Raw genomic sequence first — 24579 nt, forward strand, 5'->3', positions numbered from 1 at the left:
AGGAAGAACCGACGGGTCAGGCGTTCTGTGACAGTTCCCCGAGCTGAGTGGCGAGGAAGGTCAGTTTGTCCGGGTTGCGGACGATCCGGATGCCGGTGATCCCGCCCTCGCCGAGCTCCAGCGCCCCGAGCGCGGTCAGCTCGCCGTCCTCCCAGCTGACCACCACCGGAACGCCGTTCGCCTCGGCGAACCCGATCTGTGCGCCGCTCACCCACCGGGAGAAGAGACCGACCAGGAAGTGGGCCACGTTGTCCCGCCCGACCACCGGCCGACGGGCCGCACTCACCTTGCCGCCGCCGTCCGACCATGCGACCACCTGGTCGGCGAGCAACTGCTCCAACTGAGCCATCGCACCCTCGGCCGCGGCGGCCAGGAACCGGGCGAGCAACTCGCTGTCCTGCTCCCGCGAGGTGGTGAAGCGCGGCCGACCGTCGGCCAGGCGCTGCTTGGCCCGACGGTAGAGCTGGCGCGCGTTCGCCTCCGAGGAGTCAAGGACGCCCGCGATGTCCCGGTGGCTGTAATCGAAGGCGTCACGCAGCACCACGGCGGCCCGCTCGGGGGCCGACAGCTGCTCCATCATCGTCAGCACCGCGAACGACACGGCATCCCGCTGCTCCGCCGTCTCCATCGGCCCCAGCACCCCGGCATCGGTCCCTACCGGCTCCGGGAGCCAGGGCCCGAGGTACTTCTCGCGCTGCGCCCGGGCGGAGGTGAGCCGGTTCAGGCACAGGTTGGTGACCACCTTGGCCAGCCACGGGCCCGGCGCGGCCACCTGGCCGGGCTCGACTCCGTGCCAGCGCAGGTACGCGTCCTGCACGGTGTCCTCGGCCTCGGCCGCCGAGCCGAGCATCCGGTACGCCAGCGAGAACAGCCGTGGTCGGTGGCTCTCGAATTCCTGCGCCATGTCCATGACCCCACGCTAGTGGGGTGGTGACGGGAGGCCACGAACGAAGAAGGGCCCCACCGCAAGCGGTGGGGCCCTTCGACATCGTGCCCGGTGAGGCACTGGCGGAGGATACGAGATTCGAACTCGTGAGGGGTTGCCCCCAACACGCTTTCCAAGCGTGCGCCCTAGGCCACTAGGCGAATCCTCCGCCGCAAACAATACAAGACGCTGAGGGGTGCTCGCGAACTCGTTCCCCGGTCAGGGATCGGGTACCCTGTGCGGAGCCCCTCACGTGGCGCTATCTGACTGAACTCCCCCAGGGCCGGAAGGCAGCAAGGGTAGGTCGGCTCTGGCGGGTGCGTGGGGGGCGCTTTCGTTTGCGGAGGCCCTCTGTGGAGGCCCTCGGCGGCCGGGGTCCGGGCCGGGCCCGGTCGGCCCGGTGGGTGGCGGACCGGGGCGGGTGGCCCGCCCGGTGGCCCCCGCGTACGGCGACGCGGGTTCGGTTGTCAGTCCGCCCCGATAACCTCGTAGGTGTGTCGTCCCTTGCGCTGTACCGCCGCTACCGCCCGGAGTCCTTCGCCGAGGTCATCGGGCAGGAGCATGTCACCGACCCGCTGCAGCAGGCGCTGCGGAACAACCGGGTCAATCACGCGTACCTGTTCAGCGGGCCGCGCGGCTGTGGGAAGACCACCAGTGCGCGGATTCTCGCGCGGTGCCTGAACTGTGAGCAGGGGCCGACGCCGACCCCGTGCGGCGAGTGCCAGTCGTGCCGGGACCTCGCTCGTAACGGGCCCGGGTCCATCGACGTCATCGAGATCGACGCCGCGTCGCACGGTGGTGTGGACGACGCCCGTGAGCTGCGCGAGAAGGCCTTCTTCGGCCCGGCAAGCAGCCGGTACAAGATCTACATCATCGACGAGGCCCACATGGTCACCTCGGCGGGCTTCAACGCCCTGCTGAAGGTCGTCGAGGAGCCGCCGGAGCACCTGAAGTTCATCTTCGCCACCACCGAGCCCGAGAAGGTCATCGGGACGATCCGGTCGCGGACCCACCACTACCCCTTCCGGCTCGTCCCCCCCGGCACCCTGCGGGAGTACCTGGGCGAGGTCTGCGGGCGGGAGGGCATTCCCGTCGAGGACGGCGTGCTGCCGCTCGTCGTGCGCGCCGGGGCCGGGTCCGTGCGTGACTCGATGTCCGTCATGGACCAGCTCCTCGCCGGCGCCGCCGAAGACGGTGTGACGTACGCCATGGCCACCTCCCTCCTCGGCTACACGGACGGGTCGCTGCTCGACTCCGTGGTGGAAGCGTTCGCCTCCGGTGACGGCGCCGCCGCCTTCGAGGTCGTGGATCGCGTGATCGAGGGCGGCAACGACCCGCGCCGCTTCGTCGCGGATCTGCTGGAGCGGCTGCGGGATCTCGTCATCCTCGCCGCTGTCCCGGACGCGGGCGAGAAGGGGCTCATCGACGCGCCCGTCGACGTCGTCGAGCGCATGCAGGCCCAGGCGTCCGTGTTCGGCGCCGCCGAGCTCAGCCGGGCCGCCGATCTCGTCAACACCGGGCTGACCGAGATGCGGGGCGCCACCTCGCCCCGGCTCCAGCTGGAGCTGATCTGCGCGCGCGTGCTGCTGCCCGCCGCGTACGACGACGAGCGCTCGGTCCGTGCCCGGCTCGACCGGCTGGAGCGCGGCGCCCACTTCCAGCCGGGTGCGGGGACCGGGCCCGCGATGGGTTACGTACCTGGGGCCGAGGCCCATCCGCCCATGCCCCCCGCGCCCGCTGGACACGGCCCCGAGGCCGCCCGGGCCGCCGCGCGCGGTGCCGCCGCCCCGGTCGCCCCGCCCGCGCCCCAGGCGCCCGCTCCGGCCGCCCCCGTCGCCCCGCCGGTCCAGGCCCCGGCCCCGCCCGCACCCGCTCCCGAGCCCGTCTCGCAGGCCCCCGCCCCGGGCGCCTGGCCCGGTGCCGCCGCTCCCGGTGGTGCCGGAGGCGGTCAGGGCGGCGGTCAGGGCGGCGGTGCCCAGCGGCCCGGCGCCTGGCCGGGTGCCGGAGGTTCCGGTTCCGGGAGCGCCGCCCCCGCCGCCCCCAGCCCCGCACCCTCCACATCCCCCGCCCCCGGCGGCGCCGGAGCCTGGCCCTCCGCCTCCACCCCGGGCCAGCCCGCCCCGGCCGCGCAGGCCCCGGCCCCGGCTGCGGCCCCCGCCGCGAACCCCGGCAGCGCCGTCCACGTACGGAACATGTGGCCGGACATCCTGGAGGCCGTGAAGAACAAGCGGCGCTTCACCTGGATCCTGCTGAGTCAGAACGCGCAGGTGGCCGGATTCGACGGCACCACCCTGCAGCTCGGGTTCATCAACGCGGGCGCCCGGGACAACTTCGCGAGCAGCGGCAGCGAGGAAGTGCTGCGCGGGGTGCTCGGCGAGCGCTTCGGCGTGCAGTGGAAGGTCGAGGCGATCATCGACCCGTCCGGCGGCTCCCAGCCCCCGGCCGCGGCGGGCAACTTCGGCGGCGGCGGCTCCGGCAACCCCGCCGGCTACGGGGCCCAAGGTGGCGGCCCTTCCCGCTCCCAGGCGCCCGCCCCGGCCGCCCCCGCGCCCCAGGCCGCGCCCGCCCCCGTACAGCAGCCGTCCCAGGCCTCCGCCCCCGCGAGGCAGGCGCCCCCCGTGGCGCAGGAGCCGCCGCCGGTGCGCCCGGAGGACGACGTTCCGGAGGACGACGACCCGGACCTCGTGGACAACGCGCTCTCCGGCCACGACCTCATCGTCCGCGAGCTCGGCGCGACGGTGGTGGAGGAATATACGAACGAGTAGCGGTACGGGGTTCGGTGACCCGTACGAGGGAGAATCCGCCACTCCGGCTAGGCTGGCTGCCGTGAAGGTCCTTGTCATCGGCGGCGGCGCCCGCGAGCACGCCCTGTGCCGTTCCCTGTCCCTCGACCCCGACGTGACGGCGCTGCACTGCGCCCCCGGCAACGCCGGGATCGCGGAGGTCGCCGAACTCCACCCCGTGGACCAGCTGGACGGCGAGGCGGTCGCCCGCCTCGCGGCCTCGCTCCACAGCGACCTGGTCGTCGTCGGGCCCGAGGCGCCGCTGGTCGCCGGGGTCGCCGACGCCGTACGGGCCGTGGGCATCCCCTGCTTCGGCCCCTCCGGCGAGGCGGCGCAGCTGGAGGGCTCCAAGGCCTTCGCCAAGGACGTGATGGCCGCCGCGGGCGTGCCGACCGCCCGCAGCTATGTGTGCACCACCCCGGCCGAGATCGACGAGGCGCTGGACGCGTTCGGCGCCCCGTACGTCGTCAAGGACGACGGTCTCGCGGCCGGCAAGGGCGTCGTCGTCACCGAGGACGTCGAGGAGGCCCGCGCGCACGCGCTGGCCTGCATGGGGGCACCTCCCGTGCCGTCCAGGCTACGGGGGAGGGTGGTCATCGAGGAGTTCCTCGACGGCCCCGAGGTCTCGCTCTTCGCGATCACGGACGGCGTGACCGTGCTGCCGCTCCAGCCCGCGCAGGACTTCAAACGCGCGCTCGACGGCGACGAGGGCCCCAACACCGGTGGCATGGGCGCGTACTCGCCGCTGCCGTGGGCCGACCCCAAGCTCGTCGACGAGGTCATGGCGAGCGTGCTCCAGCCGACGGTCGACGAACTGCGGCGCCGCGGCACCCCGTTCTCCGGGCTGCTGTACGCGGGCCTCGCGATCACTTCGCGCGGCGTGCGCGTCATCGAGTTCAACGCCCGCTTCGGCGACCCCGAGACGCAGGTCGTCCTGGCCCGGCTGAAGACACCGCTCGCGGGCGTACTGCTGCACTCGGCCAACGGGACGCTGGACGTTCAGCCGACCCTGGCCTGGCGCGACGACGCCGCGGTCACGGTCGTCGTGGCGTCGCACAACTACCCCGGTACGCCCCGGACGGGCGACCCGATCGACGGGCTCGACGAGGTCGCGGCCCAGGACGCGCCGCACGCGTACGTCCTGCACGCGGGGACGCGGCGGGACGGCGACGCGGTGGTCAGCGCGGGCGGACGGGTTCTTTCGGTCACCGCGACCGGGGCGGACTTGGCGCAGGCCCGCGAGCGGGCGTATGCGGCGGTCGGGCGCATCCGGCTCGACGGGGCGCAGCACCGTACGGATATCGCGCTTCGGGCGGCGCAGGTGTAACGCGGGCGTCCATCTAGCTGCCCCGGTCCGGGGCGCGGCCTTTGCGGGGCTGCGCCCCGGACCCCTTTTTTTCTGCGGACCGTGGGCCGTTGTGCCCACCCGTTCCGCCCCAGCGGAACGACTGCCCACAACGAGGGGGCGTGATGTTGGCCCTTTTCGAACCCCACCCCAAAGCCATTCCATCGAGTGACGGGTGGGCCATCCGGATGACGGGTGGCGGGGGCGCAACTAGGGTGCGGCGGGAGCGGTCCGGCACTTGGGTCACCGGCATTGCGATGTCAGTGGGGGGTGCCACAGTGGGGGAGTGAGCAACGCCGAAGCAGGGCAGAGGGGGTGACGTCCGGCCGTGTCCGGTACCGGGATGGGTGGTGAGGCGGGCGCGCGGTCTGCGCGCTCGCGGGCGCTGGCCGTGCTGCGAGTGCGCAGCCGGGCGCTGGCCTTCGCTCTGCTGCCGGCGGCCGTCGCCGTCGTGCTGCTCGTCGCGGACGTGCAGGGCCGGATCGACGGGCGCGGCTGGGACACGGCCCGCTGGGCGGTGACGGGCGCGGCGGCCGTGGTGCTGCTGGCCGCCGCCGCGGTCACGGCCGTGATCGTACGGGCGAGGCCCGCGCTCTCTCCGACGGTCGAGCTGGCCGAGTCCTCCGCGCCGGATCTGTACCGGCTGGTGAGGGACCTGGCCGACCGGCTCGACGTGCCCGCGCCGTCGGCCATAGCGCTCACGCCGGACTGCGACAGCTGGCTGGAGGACCGCACCCACCCGGCCCATTCCGTACGGGCGCGGCTGGGCCAGGGCCCGCTGGGCATACCGGGAGTGCGGCGCCGCACCGACGCCGCACCCGTCCTCGTCATCGGGTCGCCGTTCCTGTGGTGGATGCGGGTCGGTGAGCTGCGGGCCATCCTGGCGCCCGTGGTGGCCGGCACCGGGCCGTCCGCGCAGCCCGACATAGCCTCGGCCCGCCGTTTCGTACGGGGCCTGGACGCGGCCGTCGCCGTGACCAGCGGGCCCGGCGCGAGCCGGGGCGCGCGGCTGGTGCTCGGCTTCGTCGGGCCGGTCGCGCGGCTGCTGCTGCGCGGCTGCCGGTCGCACGCCGCCGAGATGGAGCGGGGGGTCGCGGCCGCGGCCTCCGAGCGGGCCCAGACCGTGGACTACGGGCTGCGGATCGTCGCCCAGGAGCAGGTCGGGCTCGCCTACGCGGGCTGGGACCGGCTGCTCACCCGGGTCGCGCTGCCCGCCTGGCGGATGGGGCGGTGGCCCTCCCGGCTCGACGCCGGGGTCGTCTCGGCGCTGACCGAGCTGTCGCGGCGGGACCGGCTGGCCGAGGGATTCGCGTCCCGGCTCGGCGAGCGGCCCGCGTGCGACCTCCTGGAGGAGCCGGGGGCGGCCGACGAGGCGGCCTCGCTGCTCGCCGCCCGGCTGTTCCACGGCGGTCCGGCCGAGCCCGGGCCCGACTGGTCGCCGGTGGACTGGCAGCACTATCCGGAGGAAGTCGTCGACCGGAAGTGGCGTGCGGAGGCGGCCCGGCTGCACCGCGTGCTCGACGGGATGGGGACACGGCCCGGTGCGGAGCCCGCCGCGCCCGCCGCCCCGACGCTGGCGCGGGTGCTGGAGCACCTCGCCGGGCAGGACGGGGAGGCGCTGGCCGCGGGTATCGAGGCGGCCGTGGCCGTCGAGGAGGCGGCGGGTCCGCCGCTGCCCTCGGCGGACGTGTGGGGCGACTCGGTCCCGCTCTTCCCGCTCCAGCCGCCGCGGACGGGACGGGATCTGCTCGCCGACCACGTCACGGCGATGGTGTGCTGCGCGGCGGTCGACACGGCCGGGGCGGCGCCGGGGCTCGACTGGCTGGACGGGCCCGCGCTGCTGGTGGACGGGGAGCGGAAGGGGGATCTGGCTTCCCGGGTGCTCGCGCTGCTGGAGGAGGGCGATGCGGAGCCGCTTCGGCGGTGGCTGGTGGGGGTGGGGGTACGGGCGGAGAAGCCGGTGCGGCTGGTTTGAGCCCGGCCTCGCCCTTCCCGGGGGCTGCGCCCCGGGTATGCCACTGCGCGGCAACCCCCTGGGCGCCCCGGAGGGGCGCTTTCAGGGGCGCGGGGAACTGCGCGCTCAGCCACGCACAACCCGCAGACGCACACCGGGCCAGAAGGTCCACAGACGGTCCGCGCCCGGCCCCCTAAACGGAGTACGCCCTTCCGTATCACGTCAATTCACGACGAACAGTGACGGAGTGCGTGCGTTATGTGATGTGCTGGAGACCGACCGCTGACCGGCGGCGTCGGGGGAGTGGAGGAGGGGAGTGGTATGGGGGCGGAGCAGATCCGGCGGTGGGAGTCGGGGGCGCTCGCGCATGCCGTCTCCGATCCCTTCGGGCAGGGGCCGCTGCCCTGGCTGCGTGGTGGGGAGCACTACTTCGACGACACCGGGCACGTGGTGCCCTGGTACGTCGAGCCCGCCCGGCCCGGCACCGGCAGCGCCTCCGGGCCCCGTACCGCCGACGACGTACGGCAGCAGATCAAGGGGTTCGCCTCCACCGGGGCCGTCGCGCCCGGCGAGGCGATCGACTTCCACATCACGGTCGATCCGCCTCAGCAGTTTTCGGTCGACATCTATCGGATCGGGCATTACGGGGGCGACGGTGCCGCCCATGTCGCCACCAGCCCCCGGCTCGCCGGGATCGTGCAGCCCGCGCCGCTCGCCGCCAACCGGACCGTCTCCTGCCACCACTGGTGGCTCTCGTGGCGCTACCAGGTCCCGTCGTACGCCTCGATCGGCGCGTACGTGGCCGTGCTCACCACCGCGGACGGGTACCGGTCGCACATCCCGTTCACCGTGCGCGACAGCCATCCGGCCGATCTGCTGCTCCTGCTGCCCGACATCACCTGGCAGGCCTACAACCTCTTCCCCGAGGACGGCCGCACCGGCGCCTCGCTCTACCACGCCTGGGACGGGGACGGGCGGCTGCTCGGCGAGGAGGACGCCGCGATCACCGTGTCCTTCGACCGGCCCTATGCCGGTGCGGGGCTGCCGCTGCACGTCGGGCACGCGTACGACTTCATCCGGTGGGCCGAGCGGTACGGATACGACCTCGCGTACGCCGACACCCGCGATCTGCACGCCGGGCGCATCGACCCCACCCGCTATCGGGGGCTCGTCTTCCCCGGCCACGACGAGTACTGGTCGGCCCCCATGCGCCGCACCGTCGAGCTCGCCCGGGAGCACGGCACCTCGCTGGTGTTCCTCTCCGCCAACACGCTGTACTGGCAGGTCGAGCTCGCGCCCTCGCCCTCCGGCGTTGCCGACCGGCTGCTGACCTGCCGCAAGCGGCGCGGACCCGGGAAGCCCGCGCTGTGGCGCGAAGTCGCCCGTCCCGAGCAGCAGTTGCTGGGGATCCAGTACGCGGGTCGGGTGCCCGAGCCGTCCCCGCTGGTCGTGCGGAACGCCGGTCACTGGCTCTGGGAGGCCACCGGCGCGGGCGAGGGGGACGAGGTCGACGGGCTGGTGGCGGGCGAGGCCGATCGTTACTTCCCGCGCACCGCGCTCCCCGAGCACCAGGACCGCATCCTGCTCGCCCACTCGCCGTACCGCGACAGCGAGGGGGCCGTGCGGCACCAGGAGACCTCCCTCTACCGGGCCCCCTCCGGCGCGCTCGTCTTCGCCTCCGGCACTTTTGCCTGGTCCCCGGCGCTCGACCGGCCGGGCCACACCGACTCCCGCATCCAGCGCGCCACCGCCAACCTCCTCGACCGCATCTGCAAAAGGGACTAGCCGCTGCGGTCGGAGCGCGACGAACCCCTGTCACGGGGTACTCGTCACGTGCGAGAGAATCGGAAGCGCTCCTGGATCAATCTACGCGGAGGAACCGTGTCCGGATTTGTAGAAAAGCCCGAGCCGATTCAGGTCCCGGGCCTCACCCACCTCCACACGGGCAAGGTCCGCGACCTCTACCAGAACGAGGCCGGCGACCTGGTGATGGTCGCCAGCGACCGGATGTCCGCGTACGACTGGGTGCTGCCGACCGAGATCCCCGACAAGGGCCGGGTGCTCACCCAGCTCTCGCTGTGGTGGTTCGACCGGCTGGCCGACCTCGTCCCCCACCACGTGCTCTCCACCGACCTCCCCGAGGGCGCCCCCGCCGACTGGGCCGGGCGCACGCTCGTCTGCAAGTCGCTGCGGATGGTCCCGGTCGAGTGCGTGGCGCGCGGCTACCTGACCGGCTCCGGACTCGTCGAGTACAACGAGTCCCGTACGGTCTGCGGGCTCGCCCTGCCCGAGGGGCTCAGCAACGGCTCCGAGCTGCCCGCGCCGATCTTCACGCCCGCCACCAAGGCCGCCGTCGGCGAACACGACGAGAACGTCAGTTACGAGGAGGTCGCCCGCCAGGTCGGCGCGGAGACCGCCGCGCTGCTGCGCCAGACGACCCTCGCCGTCTACGGCCGCGCCCGCGACATCGCCCGCGACCGGGGCATCGTCCTCGCGGACACCAAGTTCGAGTTCGGCTTCGAGACCGTCGACGGCGAGGACCGGCTCGTCCTGGCCGACGAGGTCCTCACGCCCGACTCCTCGCGCTTCTGGCCCGCCGAGACCTGGGAGCCCGGCCGCGCGCAGCCGTCGTACGACAAGCAGTACGTGCGCGACTGGCTGACCTCCGCCGCCTCCGGCTGGGACCGCCACGGCGAGCAGCCGCCGCCCCCGCTGCCGCAGGACGTCGTGGACGCCACCCGCGCCAAGTACCTGGAGGCGTACGAGCAGCTGACCGGCACCAGCTGGAGCTGAGCACACGAAGAAGCCCCCGGTCGGAGATCCGACCGGGGGCTTCTTTCGCTGAGCGGACGACGAGATTCGAACTCGCGACCCTCACCTTGGCAAGGTGATGCTCTACCAACTGAGCCACGTCCGCATGCGCCGTAGCGCGGAGCCAACTATACCCACCCGCGGCGGCGTGCGAGACGCACGGCCGTATGACGGTTCTCGGCACCGAGCTTCGTGGCGGCCGAGGAGAGGTAGTTCCGGACCGTTCCCGGGGAGAGCCCGGCGCGCTCCGCGATCTCCGCGACGGGCGCCCCGTCCGCCGCCAGCTCCAGCACCTGCGCCTCGCGGGCGGTCAGCGGCGAGTCCCCGGCGGAGATCGCGTCGGCCGCCAACTCCGGGTCCACATAGCGGTTTCCCGCGTGTACGGACCGGATGATCTCGGCGAGTGTGCGGGCGCTCACGGTCTTCGGTACGAAGCCGCGCACCCCGGCCGCGAGCGCCCGCTTGAGGTGGCCGGGCCGCCCGTGGCTCGTCACGATCATGGTGCGGCAGCCGGGCAGCTCGGCCCGCAGGGATGTGGCGACACTCACACCGTCGGCCCCCGGCATCTCCAGGTCCAGGACGGCCACATCGGGCCGGTGCGCCCGCGCCATCGCCAGCGCCTCGGGCCCGGACGCGGCCTCCGCGACCACGGTCAGATCGTCTTCGAGGCCGAGCAGCGCGGCGAGCGCGCCCCGGATCAGATGCTCGTCGTCGGCGAGCAGGACACGCAGGGGCGCCGCCCCTGCCCCGTCGGGCGTGGTCATACGGTCAGCTCCTCGGCCAGTTCCGCGGCGCTGTGCAGCGGTACGGTCACCGTCAGCAGGAAGCGCTCGCCCGTGCGGGCCGCCTCCAGCGTGCCGCCCATCGGGGCGAGCCGTTCGCGCAGACCCGCCAGGCCCGAGCCGGGGGCGGCGGGGGCGCGGTCGGGGACGCCGTCGTTCTCCACGACCAGGGTCATGGCCGGGCCGTCGGCCGCGAGCCGGATCGCGCAGCTGCGCGCGTTTCCGTGCCGCAGCACATTCGTGGTGGCCTCGCGCACCACCCAGCCGAGCGCCGACTGCACCCCGGCGGGCAGCCCGGCCGCCGTGCCCGTGACCGTGCAGTCGATCCCGGCGGCCTCCAACACGCCCCGGGCGCCGTCGAGTTCGACGGCCAGGTCCGCCTCGCGGTATCCGCGCACCACTTCCCGTACCTCTCGCTGCGACTCCCGCGCGATGCGCTGGACCTCGATCATCTGGGCCACCGCCTCGGGCCGTCCGCGCTCGGCGAGCTGTACGGCGAGCTCGCTCTTGAGGGCGATCACCGCGAGGTTGCGGCCCAGGACGTCGTGCATGTCCCGCCCGAAGCGCAGCCGTTCCTCGGCGACGGCGAGCCGCGCCTGGACGTCCTTGGCCTCCTCGGCCTGCCACATGTTCCGCAGCCCCCAGGCGCCGGGCCGCACCGTGATCAGCATCAGGGCGCCGGTGGCCACCACCATCGGCAGCGGCGCGACCAGCTCCATGCCCCGCACCCCGGCCGCCGCGAAGAAGGCGACGACCGCGGCCGCGTAGCCCAGGCAGTGCAGCAGGAAGGTGCGGGCCGGGACCAGCAGGGCGTACGGGATCATCAGCGCGATCGGCAGGTCGGTGAGGAGCAGCGGGAAGACGCTGCGCGTGTCCGCGGCGGTGAGCGCCGCGAGCAGCGCGGTGCCGACGCCGAGCAGCACGGCCGGGGCCACCAGGAGGCGGCGGGGGAAGGTGCCGTGGCCGAGGTAGTCGTCGTAGGCCGGGCCGATCCGGCGGGTGCCGACGACGCCCTGCGCGATGTTCAGTGCCAGCAGTGCCACGCTGAGCGCGGTGACCGGCGCGCTCCGGGGGCCGGCCGCGAGCATCGGGAGGCCGCCCCAGGTCAGCAGGAAGAACCAGAGCATCGTCTTCATGGTGTTGCGCGTGTACAGGTCCATCTTCTGGATCCTGCTGCGCGCCTGCCAGCGCCGTCGCCAGCCGCTGATCCGGCGTATCCGACCGAGCACCCGTCATCCCCCTGTGTCAGCGCCGTGGTTCCCAGCGGAACCACTTGCGTACAGCAAACACGCCGAGCAGCGTCCAGGCCACCGCCGTGGCGAGGTGGCCGAGCACCTCGCCGGTGTCGAGCCCGCCGGTCCAGCCGCCCCTGATCAGGGCGATCGCCGGGGAGAGCGGCAGCAGTTCGCAGACCGACGCCATCGCGTCGGGCATGAGGTCCACCGGTACGACCATGCCGGAGCCCACCATCGACAGGAGCAGCATCGGCATCACCGAGATCTGCGCGGCCTCCGCGGACCGGGTGAAGGCCGCGGTCGCCGCCGCCAGGACGCACATCAGGGCGGCGCCCAGGGCGAGTCCGGTCACCGCGAGCCACACCGCGCGGGGCGCGGCCATGTCCATCACGAGGGTGCAGCCGACTGCCAGCAGCACGCACTGCACGAGCGCCAGCGCCACCGGCGGGAGCGCGGCGCCGGCGAGGATCTCGCGGTCCCGCAGCTCGCCGGTGCGCAGCCGCTTCAGGACGAGCTCTTCCCGGCGTACGACGAAGACGCCGACGAGGGCCGAGTAGACGGCGAAGAGCAGCACGTAGCCGAGCGAGCCGGGCAGCAGGACCGTGCCGACGGTCAGCCCGGTGTCCTTCAGGTCCATTCCGCGCGCGGCCGAGCTCATGGAGAAGGTGAGCATCGCGGGCAGCACGAGCGCGGTGAACATCGCCGCCTTGTTGCGGCCGAGCAGGGTGAGTTCGGCGCGGGCGAGCGACTTCATCCGGGAGGCGGGGGTGCCGGGCGAGGGCGTCCCGACGCGCGGTTCCACGGCCGTGGTGCTCATCGGGTCGACTCCTGTTCCCGGGCGATCTGCAGGAAGGCCTCTTCGAGGGAGGCGGCCCGGATGTCGAGGCCGCGCAGCTCGACGCGGCTGTCCCGGGCCCACAGCAGCAGCTCGGTGGCGGCGTGCTGGAGCGCGGTGGTCTTCAGCCGTACGGTCCGGCCCTCGGTCCGGTGGCTGCTGACCCCGAGCAGGGCGAGCGGCGGGAGGTCGCCCAGGTGGTAGCCGTCGGGCAGCTCGAAGGAGAGGTGCGAGGGCTGGGCGGCGACCACCTCGTCCACGCGCCCGGCGGCGGCGATGCGCCCCTCGTGGAGGATCGCGAGCCGCTCGGCGAGCGCCTCGGCCTCCTCCAGGTAGTGGGTGGTCAGCAGCACGGTGGTGCCCGCGTCCCGCAGTTCGCGGACCAGCTCCCAGGTGGTGTGGCGGCCCTCGGCGTCCAGGCCGGTGGTCGGCTCGTCGAGGAAGAGCACCTCGGGCCGGGCGAGCAGGGCGAGGGCGAGATCGAGCCGCCGCTTCTCGCCGCCGGACAGCTGCTTGACGCGTACGTCCGCGCGCCGGGCGAGCCCGACGAGCTCCAGCGCCTCGCCCACCGGCCGGGCACCACTCGTACATCCCGCCCACATCCGTACGGTTTCGGCCACCGTCAGCTCGGACGGGAAGCCGCCCTCCTGGAGCATCACCCCGGTGCGGGGGCGTACGGCGGCGCGCTCGGTGTACGGGTCGTGGCCGAGCACCCGGACGGATCCGGCGCTCGGCGGGGCGAGGCCTTCGAGCAGCTCGACGGTGGACGTCTTGCCCGCGCCGTTGGTGCCGAGCAGCGCGAAGAGCTCGCCGCGCGCCACGGAGAAGGAGATTCCACGAACGGCCTCGAAGCCCCCGGCGTAAGTGCGCCGCAGCTCCTCGACCTCGATCACATCTGGCATGCGTCCAGCGTTCCGCGGGAGCGGGGCAGGGGGCAGTGCGGGGTGTCACGGGTCGGGATGACAAATGTCAGCGGTGCTCGCGCGGATACGACGAAGGCCCCGGTCTGATGACCGGGGCCTTCGCTTCTGAGCGGACGACGAGATTCGAACTCGCGACCCTCACCTTGGCAAGGTGATGCTCTACCAACTGAGCCACGTCCGCATTGCTGCCGCACGGCTCTCACCGGCGGTGCGAACACCACTGTACCTGATCCACAACCGTGGTCGGTAAGCGATGCAGAGCGGGTGACAGGAATTGCACACTGCGCCTTCCCCCTGGAAGGGGGATGTTCTGCTACTGAACTACACCCGCACGCTGCTGGAGACCCGGCCTTTCGGCCTTGCCCCTCGGCGTGCTCCAGACTCTAGCTGATCACCCCGGGTGCAATGCAACTCGGTTGCCGGGGCCGCCAGTCCGGCGCCCCGGCCCCCGCTCCTCCTCAGGCCCTCAGACCGCCGCGCCGAACGCCTCGTAGACCTTCTTGGGGATGCGGCCGCGCGCGGGCACCTCCATCTGGTTCGACCGGGCCCAGGCGCGGACCGCCGCCGGGTCGGGGGCCACGGCCGTGTGCCGGAACGCCCTCCCGGACTTCGACTGCTTGCGGCCCGCCTCGACGAACGGGGCGAGGGCCTTGCGCAGTTTCTTTGCATTGGCGGGATTGAGGTCGATCTCGTAGGCCTTCCCGTCCAGGCCGAACGTGACCGTTTCCGCCGCGTCTCCGCCGTCCAGGTCGTCGGAGAGCGTGACCACTACGCGTTGAGCCACGGATATCGGTTCCTTCCTACGGTCCGCCGTTCCCACGTGTCTGACGTGCGGCGATACCGGCCTTCCGGCGGTTTTGGAGCAATGCTGTTTCTCTCGGGTTTCCCCTGAGAAACCTTTGTACAGCGGTAGGCATTGCATTGTGAAGCCCAGCCAATTGCATCCGCGTGTCCGATCGCAATGTGCGTGGACCGTTTTTCCCGGGATTTTTCCCACGTGTTGTCGCGGCCGAAACCGGAACGTGATCGGACACCTCCGATATCTACTCGCGTAGATTTTCCGGCCGGGTACTCTGAGGGAACCGCCTTCGCACCACACCACCACGGGAGTGCCAGTGGCACGCGTCGTAGTCGACGTCATGCTCAAGCCGGAGATCCTCGACCCGCAGGGACAGGCGGTGCAGCGCGCACTTCCCCGTCTCGGCTTCGAGGGGATCGCGGATGTCCGCCAGGGGAAGCGTTTCGAGCTGGATGTGGAAGGGCCCCTCGACGAGGCCGCCCTCGCCCGCATCCACGAGATGGCTGAAACGTTCCTCGCCAACACCGTCATCGAGGACTTCACCGTGAAGGTCGAGGAGTCCAAGTGACTGCTCGCATCGGTGTCGTCACCTTCCCCGGGACGCTCGACGACCGCGACAGCCTGCGGGCCGTGCGGATCGCGGGTGCCGAGCCGGTGTCGCTGTGGCACCGCGACAAGGACCTCAAGCAGGTCGACGCGGTCGTCCTGGCCGGCGGCTTCTCCTACGGCGACTATCTGCGGGCCGGAGCCATCTCCCGCTTCTCGCCGGTGATGGAGACGATCATCGAGCAGGCGAAGGCCGGGATGCCGGTCCTCGGCATCTGCAACGGCTTCCAGATCCTGACCGAGTCGCACCTGCTGCCGGGCGCCATGCTCCGCAACAACCACCTGCACTTCATCTGCCGCGAGCAGAAGCTGCGGGTGGAGACGAGCGAGACCGCCTGGACGGCCGACTACACGGCCGGGCAGGAGATCCAGATCCCGCTCAAGAACATGGACGGCCGGTACGTGGCCGACGAGCGCACGCTCGACGAGCTTGAGGCCGAGGGCCGCGTCGCGTTCCGCTACATGGACTTCAACCCGAACGGGTCGCTGCGCGACATCGCGGGCATCACCAACGCCGCCGGCAACGTCGTCGGCCTGATGCCGCACCCCGAGCACGCCGTGGAGCCGCTGGTCGGCACCGGCCGCACCGACGGCCTCGGTTTCTTCACCTCGATCCTCAAGAAGCTGGTCAACGCCTGATGAGCCTCGACACCGTCAAGCACGCCACCGGGACGCCCGACGTCGAGCAGCCCTGGAAGGAGCTCGGCCTCAAGGAGGACGAGTACGCCCGGATCCGCGAGATCCTGGGCCGCCGCCCCACCGGCGCCGAGCTCGCCATGTACTCCGTGATGTGGTCGGAGCACTGCTCGTACAAGAGCAGCAAGGTCCACCTGCGCCAGTTCGGCGAGAAGGTCCCCGAGAACGACGCGATGCTCGTCGGTATCGGCGAGAACGCGGGCGTCGTCGACGTCGGCCAGGGCTACGCGGTCACCTTCAAGGTGGAGTCCCACAACCACCCCTCGTACATCGAGCCCTACCAGGGCGCGGCCACCGGTGTCGGCGGCATCGTCCGCGACATCCTGGCGATGGGCGCCCGCCCGGTCGCGGTCGTCGACCCGCTGCGCTTCGGCGCGGCCGAGCACCCCGACACCAAGCGCGTCCTGCCGGGCGTGGTCGCGGGCATCGGCGGCTACGGCAACTGCCTCGGCCTGCCGAACATCGGCGGCGAGGTCGTCTTCGACGAGTGCTACCAGGGCAACCCGCTGGTCAACGCCGGCTGCATCGGCGTGATGAAGCACGAGGACATCCACCTCGCGAAGGCGTCCGGCCCCGGCAACAAGGTGATCCTGTACGGCGCCCGTACGGGCGGCGACGGCATCGGCGGTGTGTCGGTCCTGGCCTCGGAGACCTTCGAGTCGACCGGACCGGCCAAGCGGCCCGCCGTCCAGGTCGGCGACCCCTTCCAGGAGAAGCTCCTCATCGAGTGCACCCTGGAGATCTTCAAGGAGAAGCTGGTCGCGGGCATCCAGGACCTGGGCGGCGCGGGCCTGTCCTGCGCGACCTCGGAGCTGGCTTCGGCAGGCTCGGGCGGCATGCGCGTGGAGCTGGAGACGGTCCCGCTCCGCGACGCGACGCTGTCTCCCGAGGAAATCCTCATGAGCGAGTCGCAGGAGCGGATGTGCGCGGTCGTCGAGCCGCGGTACGTCGAGCGGTTCATGGAGATCTGCGAGAAGTGGGACGTCATCGCCACGGTCATCGGTGAGGTGACGGACGGCGAGCGCCTGGAGATCTTCTGGCACGGCGAGCAGATCGTGGACGTACCGCCGCGGACCGTGGCCCACGAGGGCCCCGTGTACGAGCGTCCGTACGCCCGCCCTTCCTGGCAGGACGCGCTCCAGGCCGACGACGCGGGCAAGCTGCCGCGGCCGCAGTCCGGCGAGGAGCTGCGCGCGCAGGTCCTGAAGCTGGTCGGCTCCCCCAACCAGGCGTCCAAGTCCTGGATCACGGACCAGTACGACCGGTTCGTGCAGGGCAACACGGTCCTGGCGCAGCCCGAGGACGCGGGCATGGTCCGCATCGACGAGGAGACGAACCTCGGCGTCGCGATGGCGACGGACGGCAACGGGCGGTACGCGAAGCTCGACCCGTACACGGGCGCGCAGCTGGCGCTGGCGGAGGCGTACCGCAACGTGGCGGCCTCCGGCGCGAAGCCCCTCGCCATCTCCGACTGCCTGAACTTCGGCTCGCCCGAGGACCCGGACGTGATGTGGCAGTTCGCGGAGGCCACCCGTGGCCTCGCGGACGGCTGCCTCCAGCTGGGCACCCCGGTGACCGGCGGCAACGTCTCGCTCTACAACCAGACCGGTGACACGGCGATCCACCCGACGCCGGTCGTCGCCGTCCTCGGCGTGATCGACGACGTGAACCGCCGTACGCCGATCGCGTTCGCGCAGGAGGGGCAGCTGCTGTACCTCCTGGGTGACACGCGGGAGGAGTTCGGCGGCTCGGCTTGGTCCCAGGTCGTCCACGACCACCTGGGCGGGCTGCCGCCGCGGGTGGACCTGGACCGGGAGAAGCTCCTCGGCGAGATCCTGATCTCCGCCTCGCGCGACGGCATGATCGACGCGGCGCACGACCTGTCCGACGGCGGTCTGGTCCAGGCCGTGGTCGAGTCCTGCCTGCGCGGCGGAAACGGTGCGCGCCTGGTCGTCCCGGACGGCCTGTCCGCCTTCACGTTCCTCTTCAGCGAGTCGGCCGGCCGCGCGATCGTGGCGGTCCCGCGCAGCGAGGAGCTCCGGTTCACCGACATGTGCGGGGCGCGGGGTCTGCCCGCGACCCGGATCGGCGTCGTCGACGGCGAGTCGGTGGAGGTCCAGGGCGAGTTCGGCGTGCCGCTGAGCGAGCTGCGACAGGTCCACGAGGCGACGATCCCGGCGCTGCTGGCGTAGTCGGCCCGTCCCCGCCCCTTCCCCGCGCCCCTATAGGGGCGCGGGGAACTGCGCGACCAGCCACAGACGGCCCGCAGTCGACGAACCCGGCCGCCCGCCAGAGGGCTTTCGGGAAGGGGCGGGGTGGGGGATCAAGCCCCAGGCGTGGGGCTCGGCAGGCGCGTGGCCAAGTACGCCGCTGTCGCCATCAGCACCGCCCCCACCACGAACACCACATCCATCCCGGATGTCAGCGCGTGGACGCCGTCCGCCCGCGCAGCGCCCCGCAGCGCGCCCAGCGAACCAGTCGAACCCCCCGGGCCGGACGCCTCGTACACCCGGCTCAGGATCGTGCCGAACACCGCCGCCCCCAGCGCGTTGCCCAGCGTCTGGAAGAACCGGACCCCCGTCGTCGCGACACCCAGCTGACGGGCCGGGGCCGCCGCCTGCACGATCTGGATCAGCTGGCCGATCAGCAGGCCGAACCCCATGCCCATCAGGAGCAGTTCGGCCCGGATCTGCCACAGGTTCGTGGACACCTGTGTCGTGGCCAGCAGGCCCAGCGCCGCCGTCGCCGCGACCGTACCCGTCAGCACGAACGTCTTCTGCGACCAGCGCGCCCCCAGCCGCTCCGAGCCGAGCCCGACGGCGGTCATCCCGATGGCCATCGGGATCAGATACAGGCCCGCCGACGTGGCCTCGATGCCCCGGACGACCTGGAGGTAGATCATCACGTACACCAGCGTGCCCATCATGGCCGCGCCGACCAGCCCCTGGATCGCGAAGCCGAGGCGGACGGCCGGGACCTTGAACATGGACAGCGGCAGGATCGGTTCGGCCGCGGTCGTCTGGCGGCGCAGGAACAGCGCGAGCGCCGCCACACTGGCGATCGCGAGCCCGATGATCACCGGCGACGACCAGGCGTAGTCCTTGCCGCCCCACTCCGTCATCAGCAGCAGCGAGACCGAGAAGGCCGCGGCGAGCGCCGCGCCGAGGTAGTCGATGCGGTGGCGTACGGGCGTGACCGGCAGGCGCAGGACGACGACGGCGGTGGCCAGCACGGCGAGGCCGACGGGGAGGTTCACGTAGAAGATCCAGCGCCAGCTCGCGTGGTCGGCGAGTGTGCCGCCGATCCACGGGCCGAGCGCCATCCCGGCCCCGGCGACGATTCCGCCGATGCTGCCGCCCTTGCCCCGGCCGCCCCCGCCGTCCTCGTCCCCGGGGCCCTTCAGCTGGGCGAGCACCACCATGGTGACGCTCATCAGGCCGCCCCCGCCGACGCCCTGCACGGCCCGCGCCGCGATCAGTTCACCCATGGACCGAGCGGCCCCGCACAGCGCCGAGCCGACCAGGAACGTGGCGATCGCGCCCACGAAGACCTTCTTGGCGCCGATCGTGTCGCACAGCTTCCCGTACAGCGGCAGCACTGCCGCCGAGGCGAGTGCGAACGAGCTGATCAGCCACGGGATCTTGTCGACCCCGTGGACCGGGTCGAGGTCGCGGACGATCGGGACGGTCGCGGCCGACACGATGTTCGTGTCGAGCACCGCCAGCAGGATCGTCACCAGGCAGAGGGCGAAGCCGATCTTGACCTGGCCCGCCGACATGACCGGCGCCGGACGCGCCCCCTCCTCGGCGCTCGCCGGCCGCGCCGTTTTCGGCATGGGTGTGCTCAGGGTCTTGGGCATGGTGGATTCCCCCTCCGGGGCGGCAGTCGGGCCGCTCGCCGTAGTCGTGGGCACCACCCTGACCCACATTCTGTACTGAGTCAACTTTTCATCCTGGATTAAAATTCATCCTGGTACAGTGGCGCCCATGGCGGAGTACGTGGAGAAGCCCGCACCGGCCCATATGGGCCTGCGGGAACGCAAGAAGTGGCAGACCCGGCGTCGGCTCATGGCCACCGCCCTCGACCTCTTCGCCCAGCGCGGCTACGACAAGGTCTCGGTCGCCGAGATCGCCGAGGCGGCGGACGTCTCGAAGATGACCGTCTTCAACCACTTCGAGTCGAAAGAGGACTTGGCGCTCCGGCCGATGGAGGAGCACAGCGGCGACGTGGTCCGCGCCGTCCGCGAGCGCCCGGCGGGCGAGTCCGCCGTCGTCGCCGTGCGCGCCCACTACCTGGCGGCCGTCGAGGCCCGCGACGCGTCCATCGGCCTCAGCGACGACGCGATAGTGCTCCAGCTGCTGCGGCTCATCATGGAGACCCCGGTGCTGCTGAACCGCGCCCGCACCGCCCTCGTGCGCAGCTCCGACCTGGTCGCCGAGGCGCTGGGCGAGGAGACCGGGGACCGGGTGCTCGCCCGGGTCGCGGCGGCCCAGCTGATGGGCACGCGCGCGACGCTGGTCAGCGAGAACCACCGCCGCCTGCTGCTCGGCGACCCGGCGGAGGACATCGTCCCGGACGCCGTCCGCCTGGCCACCCGCGCCTTCGACCTGGTCGAATTCGGCCTCGGCGACTTCGCGACCAAGGGGTAGCGCTTCGCTGGGATGACGGTGGGTCGGCTGCGGACCGTGCTGGGTTGCTCGCGCAGTTCCCCGCGCCCCTAACTGCCTAGGGGCGCGGGGAACTGCGCGCTCAGCCCCCACCGGGCCGCAGCCGAACCTGTAAGCCCCACGCCCACCGCATAGGCTCGCGATCATGCCTCCCGCCAAGAAGCGCACGCGCAGCTACGACCCGGTGAAGACCCGCGCCGCCGTCCTCGCCCAGTTCGCGCACGTACGGGAAGCGGTGGCGACTCTCGCGCCCGACGTGCTGGAGCGGCCGACCCGGCTGGCGGGCTGGACCGTGTACGACCTCGCCGCGCATCTGGCGCGGGCCGTGGACGTGGTCGCCCGAAACCTGGCCGAGCCCGCGCCCGCCCCCGGCCGCCCGGACGTCACCCTGCCGGACTGGCCGTTCGCCACCGCCACCGCAGCAGCCCCCGCCGGCACTCCGGCCGCCCGGCCGGACCTCGCCGCGCTCTACGCCGACGTGGCCGCCCGCACCGGGCAGCTGCTCCCGAGCGCCGAGGACACCCGGCTCGTCAGGACGGTCCTCGGCACCATGACCCTCGCCGACCACCTGGTCACGCGCACGGTCGAGCTCTGCGTCCACACCGACGACCTGAACGACGCCGTGCCCGGCCTGGACATCCCGTACGACCGCCAGGCGCTCGCCGCCTGCACCCGGCTGCTCGCCGACGCCCTCGCGGTGAAGGCGCCGGGCGGCTCGGTCGAGGTGCGCGTCCCGCCGTACGCGGTGGTCCAGTGCGTCGAGGGCCCGAAGCACACCCGGGGCACGCCCCCGAACGTCGTGGAGACCGACCCGCTCACCTGGATCCGGCTCGCCGCCGGGCGCAGGGCGTGGGCGGACGAGCTGGACGGGGGGCGGGTTGCGGCGAGCGGGGAGCGGGCGGACCTCTCCGCACTCCTGCCGGTGCTTTCCCGCTGACGAATACGGCCCGGCCGAGGTGGTCATTCGGCTACGGCAGGTGACTTCCGGCCGGGCCCCCGCCGGGGCCCGCGCGACCTCCGTCACATTTCCCGCCCGGCCCCTTCCCCGGCCTTTTCCCGCCCTGGCGGGAAAAGGCCTGCTCCACCCCGTCCGGCAGATGCCACAAACCGCCCACCACCCCCGTCTCGTCCGTATCCCCAATTCGGACCAGTGGTCGATCTCGCCTACACTCGGTGGCGTGCCACGTGGTGACGGTCGACTCAATCATGATCTGCTCCCCGGCGAGAAAGGCCCCCAGGACGCTTGCGGCGTCTTCGGTGTCTGGGCTCCGGGTGAAGAGGTCGCCAAGCTCACTTACTTCGGGCTTTACGCCCTCCAGCATCGGGGCCAGGAATCCGCGGGTATCGCGGTGAGCAACGGCTCCCAGATCCTCGTCTTCAAGGACATGGGGCTCGTTTCCCAGGTCTTCGACGAGACCTCTCTCGGTTCCCTCCAAGGTCATATCGCGGTCGGTCACGCCCGCTACTCGACCACCGGTGCCTCCGTGTGGGAGAACGCGCAGCCGACGTTCCGGGCAACCGCCCACGGCTCGATCGCGCTCGGCCACAACGGCAACCTGGTGAACACCGCCCAGCTGGCGGAGATGGTCGCCGACCTGCCGAAGGAGAACGGTCGCGCGACCCAGGTCGCCGCCACCAACGACACCGATCTCGTCACCGCCCTGCTCGCGGGGCAGACCGACGACGACGGCAAGCCGCTCACCGTCGAGGAAGCGGCCGCCAAGGTCCTTCCCCAGGTGCAGGGCGCGTTCTCGCTGGTCTTCATGGACGAGCAGACGCTGTACTGCGCCCGTGACCCGCAGGGCATCCGCCCGCTGGTCATCGGCCGGCTGGAGCGCGGCTGGGTGGTCGCCTCCGAGACCGCCGCCCTCGACATCTGCGGCGCCAGCTTCGTGCGCGAGATCGAGCCGGGCGAGCTCGTCGCCATCGACGAGAACGGACTCCGCACCTCTCGATTTGCGGAAGCGAAGCCCAAGGGCTGCGTCTTCGAGTACGTGTACCTGGCGCGCCCCGACACCGACATCGCCGGGCGGAACGTCTACCTCTCCCGCGTGGAGATGGGGCGGAAACTCGCCAAGGAAGCGCCTGCCGACGCCGACCTGGTGATAGCTACTCCCGAGTCCGGCACCCCCGCCGCCATCGGCTACGCGGAGGCCAGCGGCATTCCGTACGGCTCGGGCCTGGTCAAGAACGCCTACGTCGGGCGGACCTTCATCCAGCCCTCGCAGACCATCCGCCAGCTCGGTATCCGCCTCAAGCTGAACCCGCTGAAGGAAGTCATCCGGGGCAAGCGCCTGGTGGTCGTGGACGACTCGATCGTCCGCGGCAACACCCAGCGCGCGCTCGTGAAGATGCTCCGCGAGGCCGGGGCCGCCGAGGTCCACATCCGGATCTCGTCCCCGCCGGTCAAGTGGCCGTGCTTCTTCGGCATCGACTTCGCGACCCGCGCCGAGCTGATCGCCAACGGTATGACGATCGAGGAGATCGGCACCTCGCTGGGCGCCGACTCGCTCTCGTACATCTCGACGGACGCGATGATCGAGGCGACCACCATCCCCAAGGACAACCTCTGCCGCGCCTGCTTCGACGGGGTCTACCCGATGGAGCTCCCGGACCCCGAGCTGCTCGGCAAGCAGCTCCTGGAGACCGAGCTCGCGGCCGGTCCCGCCGCCACGGCCGCGGCCGACGCGCTGCGCCGCCCGTAGGCGCCCGCACGAACCCTGCAGTACGACACGAAAGTTCTCACTGTCATGTCTGAGACCACTGGTGCCAGCTACGCAGCCGCGGGCGTCGACATCGAGGCGGGCGATCGCGCCGTCGAGCTGATGAAGGAGTGGGTGAAGAAGACGAAGCGCCCCGAGGTGCTCGGTGGCCTCGGCGGTTTCGCCGGTCTCTTCGACGCCTCCGCCCTCAAGCGCTACGAGCGCCCGCTGCTCGCCTCCGCGACCGACGGCGTCGGCACGAAGGTCGACCTCGCCCGCCGCCTCGGCGTGTACGACACGATCGGCCACGACCTCGTCGGCATGGTCGTCGACGACCTCGTCGTGTGCGGTGCCGAGCCGCTGTTCATGACCGACTACATCTGCGTCGGCAAGGTGCACCCCGAGCGGGTCGCCGCGATCGTGAAGGGCATCGCCGAGGGCTGTGTCCTCGCGGGCTGCGCGCTGGTCGGCGGCGAGACCGCCGAGCACCCGGGCCTGCTCGGCCCGGACGACTTCGACGTCGCCGGCGCCGGTACGGGCGTGGTGGAGTACGACCGGCTGCTCGGCGCGGATCGCATCCGTACGGGTGACGTCGTCATCGCCATGGCGTCGTCCGGACTTCACTCGAACGGGTACTCACTCGTCCGGCACGTGCTCTTCGACCGGGCGAAGATGTCGCTGGAGCAGCAGGTCGAGGAGTTCGGGCGGACCCTGGGCGAGGAGCTCCTGGAGCCGACCAAGATCTACTCGCTGGACTGCCTGGCCCTGACGCGTACCACCGAGGTGCACGCTTTCAGCCATGTCACCGGCGGCGGTCTTGCCAACAACCTGGCCCGGGTCATCCCCGACCACCTGCACGCCACGGTCGACCGCTCGACCTGGGCGCCGGGCGCGGTCTTCGACCTGGTGGGCACGGTCGGCAAGGTCGAGCGGCTGGAGCTGGAGAAGACGCTGAACATGGGCGTCGGCATGATCGCGATCGTCCCCGAGGCATCGGTGGACGTGGCCCTGACGACCCTCGCGGACCGGGGTGTGGACTCCTGGGTGGCGGGTCGCATCACCGAGCGCGGCGAGCACGCCACCGGCGCCGAGCTCACCGGGGACTACTCGAAGTAGGCCGCTAAGCCGCTACAGGCAGCACGAAACCCGGTCTGGGGCGAAGGCCCCGGACCGGGTCGGTGTGCTTCAGAGCAGCAGAAACAAAAGTTGCTGCGAAAGCGGGATCAGCGTAGTCAAGCGCCGCGGCGCTGCGACGACGGGCCGGACTCTTCGTCCTCGTCCTCGTCGTCGTTCCCGTACAGATCCGCATAGCGGGCGTACGGGTCGTCATCCTCGTCGTCCTCCAGTGGCTCCGCGTTAGGCGGTTGGCTCACTGTCGGGTTCGGAGTAGATGCGCCCAGCTCGTTGGCCAGACGTGACAGGTCAGTCCCGCCGCTGCTGTACTTCAGCTGGCGGGCGACCTTGGTCTGCTTGGCCTTTGCCCGGCCGCGCCCCATGGCTCGACCCCCTCGGTGAC

20 protein-coding genes, 4 tRNA genes and 1 other RNA gene are annotated in these 24579 nt (G+C 72.0%); 13 read left to right on the plus strand and 12 right to left on the minus strand.

Translation table 11 applies throughout. The features are described from left to right. Positions 1-16: 16 nt before the first annotated feature. On the minus strand, positions 17-910 hold the full coding sequence (locus tag OG965_RS22120) for an RNA polymerase sigma-70 factor (protein ID WP_371653817.1): 894 nt from the start codon (positions 908-910) through the stop codon (positions 17-19). Between the two features lie 96 nt (positions 911-1006). After that, positions 1007-1094 (minus strand) — tRNA-Ser (locus OG965_RS22125). Between the two features lie 71 nt (positions 1095-1165). Between OG965_RS22125 and ffs the strand changes: the two genes are divergently transcribed. From ffs to OG965_RS22155, 6 genes are all read left to right on the plus strand, one after another. After that, positions 1166-1264: signal recognition particle sRNA small type (gene ffs / locus OG965_RS22130), an RNA gene on the plus strand. Between the two features lie 155 nt (positions 1265-1419). Beyond that, positions 1420-3690: a DNA polymerase III subunit gamma and tau gene (locus OG965_RS22135; protein WP_371653818.1), complete on the plus strand. Its 2271-nt coding sequence runs from the start codon at positions 1420-1422 to the stop codon at positions 3688-3690. Positions 3691-3751: 61 nt separating this feature from the next. Next, complete coding sequence (gene purD, locus OG965_RS22140; protein ID WP_371653819.1) at positions 3752-5035, plus strand: phosphoribosylamine--glycine ligase; 1284 nt, start codon at positions 3752-3754, stop codon at positions 5033-5035. Between the two features lie 346 nt (positions 5036-5381). Further along, on the plus strand, positions 5382-7028 hold the full coding sequence (locus tag OG965_RS22145; protein ID WP_371653820.1) for a hypothetical protein: 1647 nt from the start codon (positions 5382-5384) through the stop codon (positions 7026-7028). 300 nt (positions 7029-7328) lie between these two features. Further along, positions 7329-8792 (plus strand): N,N-dimethylformamidase beta subunit family domain-containing protein, encoded by a 1464-nt coding sequence (locus OG965_RS22150; RefSeq protein WP_371653821.1) that lies wholly within the window; start codon positions 7329-7331, stop codon positions 8790-8792. Between the two features lie 96 nt (positions 8793-8888). Continuing rightward, the gene (locus OG965_RS22155; protein WP_371653822.1) at positions 8889-9800 is read left to right on the plus strand and encodes a phosphoribosylaminoimidazolesuccinocarboxamide synthase; all 912 of its coding nucleotides are present in this window, start codon (positions 8889-8891) and stop codon (positions 9798-9800) included. A 51-nt stretch (positions 9801-9851) separates the two neighbouring features. Here OG965_RS22155 and OG965_RS22160 read toward each other — a convergent pair. The 8 genes from OG965_RS22160 to OG965_RS22195 form a co-directional block, all read right to left on the minus strand. After that, positions 9852-9924 (minus strand) — tRNA-Gly (locus OG965_RS22160). A gap of 22 nt (positions 9925-9946) precedes the next feature. Further along, complete coding sequence (locus OG965_RS22165; protein ID WP_371653823.1) at positions 9947-10582, minus strand: response regulator; 636 nt, start codon at positions 10580-10582, stop codon at positions 9947-9949. Further along, positions 10579-11760: a sensor histidine kinase gene (locus OG965_RS22170; protein WP_371653824.1), complete on the minus strand. Its 1182-nt coding sequence runs from the start codon at positions 11758-11760 to the stop codon at positions 10579-10581. The genes OG965_RS22165 and OG965_RS22170 overlap by 4 nt, the downstream gene beginning before the upstream one ends. Before the next feature lie 85 nt (positions 11761-11845). Then, positions 11846-12652, minus strand: a complete 807-nt coding sequence (locus tag OG965_RS22175; protein WP_371653825.1) for an ABC transporter permease — start codon at positions 12650-12652, stop codon at positions 11846-11848. Beyond that, positions 12649-13572, minus strand: coding sequence for an ABC transporter ATP-binding protein (locus OG965_RS22180; protein WP_371653826.1), 924 nt, complete (start codon positions 13570-13572; stop codon positions 12649-12651). Before OG965_RS22180 ends, OG965_RS22175 begins: the two co-directional genes overlap by 4 nt. Before the next feature lie 129 nt (positions 13573-13701). Then, positions 13702-13774 (minus strand) — tRNA-Gly (locus OG965_RS22185). A gap of 78 nt (positions 13775-13852) precedes the next feature. After that, positions 13853-13924, minus strand: a tRNA-Gly gene (locus OG965_RS22190). A gap of 135 nt (positions 13925-14059) precedes the next feature. Continuing rightward, positions 14060-14377, minus strand: coding sequence for an Lsr2 family protein (locus OG965_RS22195; protein ID WP_371653827.1), 318 nt, complete (start codon positions 14375-14377; stop codon positions 14060-14062). A 331-nt stretch (positions 14378-14708) separates the two neighbouring features. Here OG965_RS22195 and purS point away from each other — a divergent pair, with 331 nt between their 5' ends. From purS to purL, 3 genes are read left to right on the plus strand one after another with little or no spacing between them, the layout of a single operon-like run. Further along, on the plus strand, positions 14709-14960 hold the full coding sequence (gene purS / locus OG965_RS22200; RefSeq protein WP_067162360.1) for a phosphoribosylformylglycinamidine synthase subunit PurS: 252 nt from the start codon (positions 14709-14711) through the stop codon (positions 14958-14960). Then, positions 14957-15637, plus strand: a complete 681-nt coding sequence (purQ, locus tag OG965_RS22205) for a phosphoribosylformylglycinamidine synthase subunit PurQ (protein WP_371653828.1) — start codon at positions 14957-14959, stop codon at positions 15635-15637. The genes purS and purQ overlap by 4 nt, the downstream gene beginning before the upstream one ends. Further along, the gene (gene purL, locus OG965_RS22210; RefSeq protein WP_371653829.1) at positions 15637-17886 is read left to right on the plus strand and encodes a phosphoribosylformylglycinamidine synthase subunit PurL; all 2250 of its coding nucleotides are present in this window, start codon (positions 15637-15639) and stop codon (positions 17884-17886) included. Before purQ ends, purL begins: the two co-directional genes overlap by 1 nt. Positions 17887-18017: 131 nt before the next feature. Here purL and OG965_RS22215 read toward each other — a convergent pair whose 3' ends face one another. Further along, positions 18018-19472 carry an MFS transporter gene (locus tag OG965_RS22215; RefSeq protein ID WP_371657022.1) on the minus strand — a complete coding sequence of 485 codons (1455 nt, stop codon included), beginning with the start codon at positions 19470-19472 and terminating at the stop codon, positions 18018-18020. A gap of 208 nt (positions 19473-19680) precedes the next feature. On the opposite strand from OG965_RS22215, the gene OG965_RS22220 reads away from it, so the two are divergent. The 4 genes from OG965_RS22220 (at position 19681) to purM (ending at position 24179) form a co-directional block, all read left to right on the plus strand. Next, positions 19681-20343, plus strand: coding sequence for a TetR/AcrR family transcriptional regulator (locus OG965_RS22220; protein ID WP_371653830.1), 663 nt, complete (start codon positions 19681-19683; stop codon positions 20341-20343). A gap of 163 nt (positions 20344-20506) precedes the next feature. Then, positions 20507-21298, plus strand: coding sequence for a sterol carrier family protein (locus OG965_RS22225; protein ID WP_371653831.1), 792 nt, complete (start codon positions 20507-20509; stop codon positions 21296-21298). 241 nt (positions 21299-21539) lie between these two features. Then, complete coding sequence (purF, locus tag OG965_RS22230) at positions 21540-23066, plus strand: amidophosphoribosyltransferase (protein ID WP_371653832.1); 1527 nt, start codon at positions 21540-21542, stop codon at positions 23064-23066. Between the two features lie 45 nt (positions 23067-23111). Next, positions 23112-24179 (plus strand): phosphoribosylformylglycinamidine cyclo-ligase, encoded by a 1068-nt coding sequence (gene purM / locus OG965_RS22235; protein ID WP_371653833.1) that lies wholly within the window; start codon positions 23112-23114, stop codon positions 24177-24179. 116 nt (positions 24180-24295) lie between these two features. Here the strand turns inward: purM and OG965_RS22240 are convergent, their stop codons facing one another. Next, a complete protein-coding gene (locus OG965_RS22240; RefSeq protein WP_344371164.1) occupies positions 24296-24559 on the minus strand; it encodes a DUF3073 domain-containing protein in 264 nt (87 codons plus the stop codon). Between the last annotated feature and the right edge of the window lie 20 nt (positions 24560-24579).

This window comes from Streptomyces sp. NBC_00224 (genome assembly GCF_041435195.1).
Taxonomy (GTDB): domain Bacteria; phylum Actinomycetota; class Actinomycetes; order Streptomycetales; family Streptomycetaceae; genus Streptomyces.

Bases quoted from the DNA above. Each gene is read 5' to 3' on its own strand.
- OG965_RS22120 (WP_371653817.1), bottom strand. From the start codon at position 910: ATGGACATGGCGCAGGAATTCGAGAGCCACCGACCACGGCTGTTCTCG.
- OG965_RS22150 (WP_371653821.1), top strand. From the start codon at position 7,329: ATGGGGGCGGAGCAGATCCGGCGGTGGGAGTCGGGGGCGCTCGCGCAT.
- OG965_RS22165 (WP_371653823.1), bottom strand. From the start codon at position 10,582: ATGACCACGCCCGACGGGGCAGGGGCGGCGCCCCTGCGTGTCCTGCTC.
- OG965_RS22170 (WP_371653824.1), bottom strand. From the start codon at position 11,760: ATGGACCTGTACACGCGCAACACCATGAAGACGATGCTCTGGTTCTTC.
- OG965_RS22175 (WP_371653825.1), bottom strand. From the start codon at position 12,652: ATGAGCACCACGGCCGTGGAACCGCGCGTCGGGACGCCCTCGCCCGGC.
- OG965_RS22180 (WP_371653826.1), bottom strand. From the start codon at position 13,572: ATGCCAGATGTGATCGAGGTCGAGGAGCTGCGGCGCACTTACGCCGGG.
- purL (WP_371653829.1), top strand. From the start codon at position 15,637: ATGAGCCTCGACACCGTCAAGCACGCCACCGGGACGCCCGACGTCGAG.
- OG965_RS22215 (WP_371657022.1), bottom strand. From the start codon at position 19,472: ATGTCGGCGGGCCAGGTCAAGATCGGCTTCGCCCTCTGCCTGGTGACG.
- OG965_RS22220 (WP_371653830.1), top strand. From the start codon at position 19,681: ATGGCGGAGTACGTGGAGAAGCCCGCACCGGCCCATATGGGCCTGCGG.
- OG965_RS22225 (WP_371653831.1), top strand. From the start codon at position 20,507: ATGCCTCCCGCCAAGAAGCGCACGCGCAGCTACGACCCGGTGAAGACC.
- purM (WP_371653833.1), top strand. From the start codon at position 23,112: ATGTCTGAGACCACTGGTGCCAGCTACGCAGCCGCGGGCGTCGACATC.
- OG965_RS22240 (WP_344371164.1), bottom strand. From the start codon at position 24,559: ATGGGGCGCGGCCGGGCAAAGGCCAAGCAGACCAAGGTCGCCCGCCAG.